Origin of the sequence: Kitasatospora sp. NPDC059571, assembly GCF_042735675.1 — a bacterium.
In the GTDB taxonomy this organism is placed as follows: domain Bacteria; phylum Actinomycetota; class Actinomycetes; order Streptomycetales; family Streptomycetaceae; genus Kitasatospora.
In genome coordinates this window covers 1-9,044 of the sequence record NZ_JBHWBW010000325.1, presented here as the reverse complement: position 1 = coordinate 9,044, position 9,044 = coordinate 1, and the positions used below count along the sequence as shown (strand labels likewise).

The following is a 9,044-nucleotide window of genomic DNA, read 5'->3' as shown; positions in this document are numbered from 1 at the left end:
CCGCGGCACCGGCCGCCGGCGCGGCCGGGCCCGGCGCCGCCGCACCCGCGATCAGCCTGGCGAAGGTCCAGGCCGAGGCACCCGCCCTGGTGTCGCTGTACAAGGCGGCCGGGGTCTCGCTGCGCAAGCAGGGCCTGGACGGGCGCCGGGCCGCGGTCTACCTCGTCCTCGACCACTCGGCGTCGATGAGCGCGCTCTACAAGAACGGCTCGGTGCAGCGGCTGGCCGAGCAGTCGCTGGCGCTCTCCGCCAACCTCGACGACGACGGCACGGTGCCCGTCGTGCTCTTCCACGACAAGGCCTACGAGCCGTACGAGGTGGAGATCGGCCGGCACCACGGGGCGGTGGAGCAGGTCCGCACCGCGGTCGGCGCGTCCTTCGGCGGCACCCGGTACGCGCCCGCCATGAAGGCGGTGCTGAAGCACTACCGCGGCTGCGGGGCGACGGACCCGGCGTTCGTGATCTTCCAGACGGACGGCGCCGCGTTCGACCGCAAGGCCGTGGCCAAGCTGCTGCAGGAGTCCTCGGGCCTGCCGGTGTTCTGGCAGTTCCTCGGCTTCGGCGAGCACGACTCCCGGCAGTTCGCCTTCCTGCGCTCGCTCGCCTCGCTCGGCGGCCGGGCCACCCCGAACGCCGGGTTCTGCGCCACCGGGCGCCGCCCGCAGGACCTCGCCGACGGGGTGCTGTACGAGCAACTGCTGGCCGCCTACCCGGCCTGGCTGGCGGCGGCCCGCGCCGCCGGCATCACGGGCTGACCGCGGCCCCGCCGGCCGTCCCGTCCGCCTGCGCCCCGCCGTCGCCGGCGGGCCGGGCGGGCGGCACCGGTGCGGCGGCGGTCGGCACCGGGGCGTTCAGCCGCGCCGGCCCGCCGCGGGTGGCCGCGACCACGATCCGGTCGCCGGGCGCCGGCCGGCGGGCCCGGTCGGCCGGGTCCCACCGGAGGTCCGCGGGCCGGCGGCCGAGGCGCACCGCGATCACCCGCACCCCGCCGGGCGCCTCGACGTCGTGCAGGTCCAGCCCGGCCAGCCCGGAGGCGTCGTCCACCGCCAGCTCGGCGATCAGCAGGACCTGCCGGTGGACCGAGAGCGTGCCGAGCACTTCACGGCCCATCAGTGCGGCGGCGAACACGGGCGCGGACTGGTAGGAGACGGCGGTCAGGCGCTCGCGGTGACGCCGGCGACCAGCAGGAGCAGCACCGCGGAGACGGCGGTCATCCGGCGGGCCGCGGCCTGCGTGGCGCCGAGCCGGCGGCCGGCCCGGCCCGCGGCCAGCGCCACGGCGCCGTAGATCCCGGCGCAGGACAGCACGTTGAGGGCCCCGAGGGTGAGCACCTGGCCGCCGACCGGGAGGGCCGCGGCGGGGTCGACGAACTGCGGCACCAGCGAGAGGTAGAGCAGCAGGCCCTTCGGGTTGAGCAGGGCGGTGAGCATGCTCTGCCGCAGGACGGCGGTGGTGGGCTGCGGCCGGGCCTCGGGCAGCCGGCCGCCGGAGCGGCGCAGCGAGAGCAGCATGGTGACGGCGAGCACCGCGAGGTAGGCGGCGCCGGCCCAGCGCAGGGTGGGCAGCACCGCGGGGACGGCCCGCACCGCGGCGGCGAGGCCGGCCGCGGAGAGCAGGGTGTGCACGGTGTAGCCGGCGCAGACGCCCGCGACGGCGATCAGCGCGGCCCGCCGCCCCTGGCCGAGGCCGCGCGCGGCGATGTACAGCCAGTCCGGCCCGGGGGTGCAGACCAGCAGCAGGTCCACCCCCAGGAAGAGCAGCAGCGCGTGCGCGTCCATGGCACTCCGAGTTCTCGGCCGATCGCGTGTCGGCGGTGTTCGTCGGTGACCGAAGGTAGCCGGGACGGCGGAGCAGCCGATGACCTGTTTGTGCAGTTCAGCACGGCCGTTTGGCAGAATGTTGCGCTATGGACCGCACTGACCGCAGAATCCTCCACGAGCTCCAGCGGGACGGCCGGCTGACCAATGCCGAGCTGGCCTCCCGGGTCGACCTCACGCCGTCCCCCTGCCTGCGCCGGGTGCGCCAGCTGGAGAAGGACGGGGTGATCACCGGCTACCGGGCGCAGCTGGACGGGGCGGCGGTCGGCCGGGGCTTCCGGCCGTTCGTCACGGTGGTGATGCGGCACGAGGACAAGGCGACGGTGGCCGACTTCGAGGAGCGGGTGGCGGCGCTGCCGGAGGTGGTGGAGGCGCACCGGCTGTTCGGGGAGCCCGACTACCTGTTGCGGGTCGCGGTGGCGGACATCGCCGCGTACGAGCGGTTCATCACCGACGTGCTGTCCGGCCTGCCGGGGATCGCCCAGGTGAACTCGCTGCTCACGATGAAGCAGGTGAAGGCGGACGCGGGTCTGCCGGTGCTTCCGCGCTGAGCGGCAGGTAGTGCGCCACGGTCGGCGGGTGCTCCAGGTAGTTGAGCTCGCCCTCGGCCCAGACCGGCCGGATCCGCCACATCGGCCCGGCGTACGCGCGCAGGGCGTCCTCGTCCCGCCAGCGGGTGATCATGACGACCCGGTGATCTCCGTCCGCCAGGGCGCGCAGCAGCTCACCGCCCAGGCAGCCCTCGGTCCGGAAGATCTGCGGCAGCACGTCCTCGGTGAGCTGGGCGCAGAACTCGTCGGCCCGCCGGGCGGACACCTCGGCCTGCCAGATCCGTACGATCACGACGTCCTCCTCGGGCCGCGCCGTCCCCGTCTCCAGTATCCGTGCCCGCTCCGTTCGGCAGCGCTGCGATTGCCGCCGCGCCGGGGCCGCCGGACGCTGGGAGGAGGCCCGGAGCCCCGGGCCACCGAAACGAGGTGGAGACCATGGCGGTCTGTGCGGTCTGCAAGAACGACTACTGGCTGTCCTTCGAGATCAAGACGGTCAGCGGGGACACGTACACCTTCGACAGCTTCGAGTGCGCGATGGAGAAGCTGGCGCCGCGCTGCGAGCACTGCAACGTCCGGATCGTCGGGCACGGGGTGGAGGTGGCCGGGATGTTCTTCTGCTGCGCCAACTGCGCCCGGGCCAACGGCGGCCTGGGCGACCAGATCCGCGACGCGGTGGGCGCCCACCCCGGCGGGTGAGCCCCGGCCGCCGGTCAGACCCGCGCGTGCGAGGCGATGTCGGCGGTGAACTGCTCGACCATCGCGGACGTCACGGTGGGCCGGCACTGCGCGATCGCGGCGAGGTAGTCGTCCGTGGTCGCGCCCGCCTCCGCGCCGCCGCCCGGCGTGCCGAGATCGCGTTCGAACGCCGCCTGGGCCGCGCTCCGGGCGGCGTGCTCGATGTCCGCGGGCGTGAACAGGTCGCTGCCCTCGACCAGCGCGGCCAGGTCGACGTCCGCCCGGGTGTGTGCGTAGCGGGACCAGATCGCGGCGCGGGCGGCGGCGTCCGGCGTGCCGACCGGGATCAGGTAGTCGAACCGCCCGTGCCGCAGGAACGCCGGGTCGAGCGAGCGGACCGAGTTGGTCGCGCAGACCAGCAGCCGCTCCTCGCCCTCCCGGAAGCCGGGGATGAGCTTGAGCAGTTCGTTGGTCACCCCGTGCAGGCCGGACGGCGCGCCGTCGCCGCGGACCGGGGCGATCTCCTCCACCTCGTCGATGAAGACCAGCACCCGCTCCAGCTGGGCGATCCGGGCGAACGCGGTGCGCAGCGCGGCGGCCAGGCCGCTGCCCTCCCCGGCGAGCCGGGACGGCAGCAGTTCGACGAACGGCCAGCCGAGCCGGGAGGCGACCGCCCTGGCGAAGGTGGTCTTGCCCGTCCCCGGCGGGCCGAACAGGGCGACGGCGCGCGGCGGCCGCACCCCGTGCCGGGCGGCCCGCTCCGGCTGGGCCAGCGGCAGCACCACCCGCCGCTCGATCAGCGACTTCTCGGACTCCATCCCGGCCATCCGGTCCCACAGGTCGCCGGGCAGCAGCCGTCCGCCGAGCTCCTCCAGCAGGCCCGCGGCGGGGCCGGCCTGCGGCTCGTCCTTCTCGAAGTACGCCGCGGCCGGGCGCCGGGTGTAGCCGGCGTTGCGCAGGCCCTCGCCGAGCAGCTCCTCCTCGGGCAGCACGTACGCGATGCGGCGGACCCGGCGCTCCAGCAGACGGCGCTCCAGCTCCCGCAGCAGGGCGCTGGCCAGGCCGCGGCCGCGCCAGGCCGGGGCGATCGCGATCCGCATCACCCAGGCGCGCCCGTCGGTCACCTGGGCGAGCGCCGCGCCGATCGGCAGGCCGTCGCTGACGGCGACCACGGCGGGCTGCCGGGAGGTGAGCGCGGTGATGCACTCGGCCGGGGAGAAGACCGACTCCTGGCCGAGCCCGGCGGTGGTGTCGATGAGATGGACGACCGCGGCCAGGTCGTCCTCGCGGTAGTCGTGGATCAGCCATTCGCTGCCGGCACGGTGCACGGGGTCGCCTCTCGTTCGTCCTGGACGGGTGCGGTGCCAGGACGGTACGGCCCGGCGCCCGGCCGGGGCGCCTGCCGGAGCGGACAAGCGGCCGGGTGCGAACCGTACGGATCGCGGGTGGCGCCGCGGCCGCACCGGCGGGCTCAGAAGGTGAACCGCAGGGACTTCACCCGGTGGTCGAAGCTGGACGGGACGAGCACCGGTTCGCCGGCCGAGCGGGCCCCGGGCAGCCGGGTGAACAGCTCGCGGTAGAGCGTCTTCATCTCCTGCCGGGCCAGGTAGGCGCCGAGGCAGTAGTGCGGGCCGCCGCCGCCGAAGCCCAGGTGCGGGTTGGGCGTGCGGGTGATGTCGAAGACGTCCGGGTCGGTGAAGACCGCCTCGTCGCGGTTGGCGGAGCCGAAGAACAGCACCACCTTGTCGCCCGCGGCGAGCCGGGTGCCGTTGAGGTCGGTGTCGACCGCGACCGTGCGGCGGAACTGGATGATCGGGGTACTGAACCGGATGATCTCGTCCACCGCGCCGCCGAGGTGCGCCTCCAGGTCGCCGAGCAGCAGCTCGCGCTGCTCGGGGTGGGTGGTCAGCAGGTGCAGGCCGTGCGCCAGCGCGTTGCGGGTGGTCTCCACGCCGGCCACCAGCAGCAGCGAGAAGAAGGCGCCCAGTTCGCGGGAGTTGAGGTGGCGGCCGTCGACGTCGGCGGTCACCAGGGCGGAGATCAGGTCCTCGGCGGGGCGGCGGCGGCGCTCGCGGCCGAGCGCGGCGATGACCAGCTGCATCCGGGCGAGCGCCCGCAGTCCGCGGCCGGGCACCCGGATCCGGCTGCGCGCCACCCCGGTGTGCTCGGACGCCCGGTTGACCTGGGTGAGGATCTGCCCGCGCTGGCGCGCCGGGATGCCCATCATCCGGCAGATCACCTGGTACGGGAGCTCGGCGGCGACCGCCGCCACGAAGTCCTCCGGGCGGCGCGCCTCGACGCCGTCGACGATCTCCACCGCGAGCCGGCGGATCTCCTCCTCCACCCGGGAGATCAGCCGCGGCGTGAACGCCCGGGACACCACGCGGCGCAGGTCGGCGTGGCGCGGATCGTCCAGGTTGACCATCGAGTCGCCGAACAGCGCCCGCACCCAGCGGGCCGGTTCGGGCGTGGTGACGCCCGGCGCACTGACGAACACCTCGGGGGCGCGGCTGGCGGCCACCACGTCCGCGTGCCGGACCAGCGCACGGAAGGGGCGGCCGGTGGCGCGGTCGGTGAACACGGCCGGGCCGTCCAGCGCGCGCAGCCGCGCGAAGGCGGCGGCCCGCTCGGCGGCCGGCCGCCGCCAGAAGGCCGGGTCTGCGAGGTCGATTCCCGCCGGTGCCGACGGGGCCGCGGTGGACCTGGTGCCTGCCGGTGCGCTCATGACGGCTTTTATCCGCCAGCCGGTGGCGGAATGTCAAATTCCCGTCACTCCACGTGGTTTCACTTGGTGAAGCGCACCGCCTCCGGGCCTTCCGCGGCCTCCTCCTCGTCGTCCGGGTCCGGTCCGGCGCCGTCGGCCGGGGCGAGTTCGCGGGCGAGCAGCGTCGCGCCGGCGACCGCGCCCGGCATCGCCAGCACGGTGAGGAAGGGCACCAGGAACATCAGCACCAGCGGCACGCCGAAGCCCAGCGCCAGGCCGAGCCGGGAGCGCAGCAGCCGCAGCCGCTCGCGCTGCGGGATGCCGCGGCGCTGGAGCGCGACCGCGGACAGCTCGACGGTCAGGAAGTAGCCCGACACGCAGAAGCCGAGCACCGGGACGGCGGTCTGCCCGACCACCGGCAGGAAGCCGCCGACGAAGAGCAGCAGGCCGAGCCCGGCCACCCGCACCAGCACGGCCAGGCTGTCGCGGGCGGAGACCAGCAGCTCGCGCCAGAACGGCCGGTCGGGCGCGGCCGGTGCGCCGCCCTCGTCGTCGTCCACGTGCGCGCACAGCGACTCGTAGAAGGGCTGGCCGACCAGCAGCGTCACCGCCGTGAAGGTGACGATCGACAGCAGCCCGCCCAGGCCGACCACGGCCACCGCCAGGGTGTCGCGCAGCAGGCCGCGCCAGGGCGAGCCCCAGTGGTCGGCGAACGGCGACGCCCAGGCCGCCAGGTCGCCGGCCCACACCACCAGCGCGGTCAGCGCCGCCACGTACCCGACCAGCGTGATCAGCGCCGGGATCATCCCGAAGCCCCACCACCGGCCGTGCCGCGCCACCCACCGCTGGCCCTTGAGGAGGAAGCCCAGCCCCGCCACGAAATCTCGCATGGCCGCAAGCCTACGGGCCGCCCCGCGGGCCGCGGCGGGCGGGGAAACGGCCGGGAAACCGGGCGGCAACCCGGCGGGTGCGCACCGCCCGTCCGGCGTACGGAACGTACGCAGCGGGGCGGCCCGGTACGGGCGGTGTGTCCCTTGGCCGGTGCCCGGCGGCGGGTCGAGATTGTCGGTATGACGACAGCCCCCACCACGCCCGCGGACCCCGCCGCGGAGGTCACCGCCTACGGTGCCACCGTTCTCGCCGTCGAGCCCGCCGGCGCCGAGCCGGTACCCGAATCCGCCCGGCACGGCAGCCCGTTGGGCCTGCTCTGGACGTGGCTGGCGCCGAACATGGAGTTCGCCACCGTCTACATCGGCGTCATCTCCGTGCTCTTCTTCGGCCTGGGATTCTGGACGGCCACCGCCGCCCTGCTGCTCGGCACCGCGCTGGGCTCCGTCACGCACGGGGTGGTCGGCCTGTACGGCCCGCGGTTCGGCGTGCCGCAGATGGTCGCCGGGCGGCTGGCGTTCGGGCGGTGGGGCAATGCGCTGCCGGCCGTGCTCAACGCGGCAGGCGCCGGGCTCGGCTGGTTCGCGGTCAACAGCGTCTCCGGGGCGTTCGCCCTGGCCACCCTGAGCGGCTGGCCGACCCTGGCCTGCCTGGCCCTGGTGGTGGTGGCCCAGGTGGCCGTGGCGTACCTGGGCCACAACTTCGTCCACCGCTTCGAGCGGTACGCGCTGCCGCTGCTCACCGCCGTCTTCCTGGCCGCGTCCGCGGTGACGCTCGGCAAGGCGCACCTGGGCGGGGCGGCGGCGACCGCGGGCAGCACCGGCGGGTTCCTGCTGGCCTTCAGCGCGGCGTTCGGCTACGCGGCGGGCTGGAACCCGTTCGCCTCCGACTACACCCGCTACCTGCCGTCCGACGCCTCCCGGCTGCGGACGGCGCTCTACCCGGCGCTCGGCGTCTTCGCCGGGGTCTCGCTGCTCGCCGTGGTCGGCGCGGCCTCGGCGACCGTCGCCACCGGGGAGAAGAACCCGACGGCCGCGTTCACCGGCCACCTCCCGGGCTGGCTGGGCGACCTGACCCTGCTGGCGATCATGCTGGGCGCGGTCTCCGCCAACGCGATCAACATCTACTCGGCCGGGATGTCCTTCGTCTCGCTCGGCCTCGGCCGGCTGCCGCGCGGCCCGGTGGCGCTGGCGATCGGCGGACTCGGCTTCCTGGTCGCCTGGCGGGGCCTGTCCGACGCCGGGCACAGCTACGAGGCCTTCCTGCTGGTGATCGCGTACTGGGCGGCGCCCTGGCTGGCCGTGGTCCTCACCGACCAGTGGCTGCGCCACCGGGCCGGCACGAGCACCGCCGAGGCCGCGGCCCGGATGGCCGACCCGCGGTACGAGGTGTGGGCCGGGCCGGTCGCGATGCTGGCCGGCACGGTGGTGTCCGTCCTGCTCTTCTCCAACCAGGAGGACTTCAGCGGCTACCTGGTGCGGGCCGCGCCCGGGATTGGCGACCTGACCTGCGTGGCCGGCTTCGTCGGCACGGCGCTGCTGTACGCCGCCCTGCGCCGGGTGCCCGCGCTGGCACCGGCCCGCTGACCGGTGCGGCGCCCGGCCGCCGGCCCGGCACCCGCCCGCAGCAGCCGGAACGCGCAGGCGGCGAGCAGCAGCTCGGCCTGGAGCTCGGGGTCGGCGACCTCGACGCCGAGCAGCCGCTCGATCCGCTCCAGCCGCTGGTACAGCGACTGGCGGCCGATGTGCAGCAGGGCGGCCGTCCGGGTCGGCGAGCAGCCGTGGCGCAGGTGCACCTCCAGGGTGCGGACCAGGTCGCTCGGGTGGCGCGCCTCCCAGTCCAGCAGCGGTCCGAGCGCGTCCTCGGCCAGCCGGGACCAGCGCTCGCGGCCGCCGGAGCGGGTCAGTTCGCGCTCCAGGGTCAGCGCCCGGGCGGTGGTCACGTACGGCTCGCCCGGGCCCGGCCGGTCCGGCTCGGCGGGCGGCACGGTGACGGCCAGTTCGAGGGTGGTGGCGGCGTCCCGCAGGCTCTCGCCGTACCGCTCCCAGCCGGCGTCGGCGGGGACGGCGGGCCCGAGGGCGGCCACCGCCCCCTCCGGGGCCGCGGCCCGCAGGGCGTCCCGCAGGACACGCACCGGGTCGGGGCCGGCCGGCACCGCGAGCAGTGCGGCCAGTCCGCCGTCGAGCTCCGCGGTGAGCGCCGCCGCACCGAGCCGGCCGGCCGGGCGGGGGGCCGCGCCGGGCGGGGGGGGCGCGGGGGGGCGCCCGCCGCGCCCCCGCCCCGCCGCGTCGCGACCCCCAGGCCCCTCGAGTCCCGGGGCCCCCGCGGCCGGTCCCGCTACATCGACGAGAGCGGCATGCACCCCGTGCCCGTCCCGGTGGACGACGCGGGCGTGGACGTCGGCTACCT

The 9,044-nt window shown here is 75.7% G+C and carries 11 protein-coding genes; 4 read left to right on the top strand and 7 right to left on the bottom strand.

Annotated features, from left to right (window positions below):
- Positions 1–50 precede the first annotated feature (50 nt).
- Positions 51–755 carry a VWA domain-containing protein gene (locus tag ACFV0G_RS27960; RefSeq protein WP_380553757.1) on the top strand — a complete coding sequence of 235 codons (705 nt, stop codon included), beginning with the start codon at positions 51–53 and terminating at the stop codon, positions 753–755.
- Here ACFV0G_RS27960 and ACFV0G_RS27955 read toward each other — a convergent pair.
- Both ACFV0G_RS27955 and ACFV0G_RS27950 read right to left on the bottom strand, forming a co-directional pair.
- Positions 745–1,128, bottom strand: coding sequence for a hypothetical protein (locus ACFV0G_RS27955; protein WP_380553754.1), 384 nt, complete (start codon positions 1,126–1,128; stop codon positions 745–747). The genes ACFV0G_RS27960 and ACFV0G_RS27955 overlap by 11 nt on opposite strands.
- A 26-nt stretch (positions 1,129–1,154) precedes the next feature.
- Positions 1,155–1,778, bottom strand: a complete 624-nt coding sequence (locus ACFV0G_RS27950) for a LysE family translocator (protein ID WP_380553751.1) — start codon at positions 1,776–1,778, stop codon at positions 1,155–1,157.
- Between the two features lie 128 nt (positions 1,779–1,906).
- On the opposite strand from ACFV0G_RS27950, the gene ACFV0G_RS27945 reads away from it, so the two are divergent.
- Positions 1,907–2,368: an Lrp/AsnC family transcriptional regulator gene (locus ACFV0G_RS27945; RefSeq protein ID WP_380553748.1), complete on the top strand. Its 462-nt coding sequence runs from the start codon at positions 1,907–1,909 to the stop codon at positions 2,366–2,368.
- Here the strand turns inward: ACFV0G_RS27945 and ACFV0G_RS27940 are convergent.
- Positions 2,316–2,660 (bottom strand): antibiotic biosynthesis monooxygenase family protein, encoded by a 345-nt coding sequence (locus ACFV0G_RS27940; RefSeq protein ID WP_380553745.1) that lies wholly within the window; start codon positions 2,658–2,660, stop codon positions 2,316–2,318. The genes ACFV0G_RS27945 and ACFV0G_RS27940 overlap by 53 nt on opposite strands.
- Before the next feature lie 143 nt (positions 2,661–2,803).
- Here ACFV0G_RS27940 and ACFV0G_RS27935 point away from each other — a divergent pair, with 143 nt between their 5' ends.
- The gene (locus tag ACFV0G_RS27935; RefSeq protein WP_380553742.1) at positions 2,804–3,064 is read left to right on the top strand and encodes a Prokaryotic metallothionein; all 261 of its coding nucleotides are present in this window, start codon (positions 2,804–2,806) and stop codon (positions 3,062–3,064) included.
- Positions 3,065–3,078: 14 nt separating this feature from the next.
- Here ACFV0G_RS27935 and ACFV0G_RS27930 read toward each other — a convergent pair whose 3' ends face one another.
- The 3 genes from ACFV0G_RS27930 to ACFV0G_RS27920 form a co-directional block, all read right to left on the bottom strand.
- Entirely contained in the window at positions 3,079–4,371 is a 1,293-nt protein-coding gene (locus ACFV0G_RS27930; RefSeq protein ID WP_380553739.1) for an ATP-binding protein, read from the bottom strand.
- Between the two features lie 143 nt (positions 4,372–4,514).
- Positions 4,515–5,768: a cytochrome P450 gene (locus ACFV0G_RS27925; RefSeq protein WP_380553735.1), complete on the bottom strand. Its 1,254-nt coding sequence runs from the start codon at positions 5,766–5,768 to the stop codon at positions 4,515–4,517.
- 59 nt (positions 5,769–5,827) lie between these two features.
- A complete protein-coding gene (locus ACFV0G_RS27920) occupies positions 5,828–6,637 on the bottom strand; it encodes an EI24 domain-containing protein (RefSeq protein WP_380553732.1) in 810 nt (269 codons plus the stop codon).
- A 180-nt stretch (positions 6,638–6,817) separates the two neighbouring features.
- On the opposite strand from ACFV0G_RS27920, the gene ACFV0G_RS27915 reads away from it, so the two are divergent.
- Positions 6,818–8,221, top strand: a complete 1,404-nt coding sequence (locus tag ACFV0G_RS27915; protein ID WP_380553729.1) for a purine-cytosine permease family protein — start codon at positions 6,818–6,820, stop codon at positions 8,219–8,221.
- Here the strand turns inward: ACFV0G_RS27915 and ACFV0G_RS27910 are convergent.
- A partial coding sequence (locus tag ACFV0G_RS27910) for a PucR family transcriptional regulator (RefSeq protein ID WP_380553725.1) occupies positions 8,104–9,044 on the bottom strand: 941 nt, incomplete at its 5' end. The two genes, ACFV0G_RS27915 and ACFV0G_RS27910, sit on opposite strands and share 118 nt — an antisense overlap.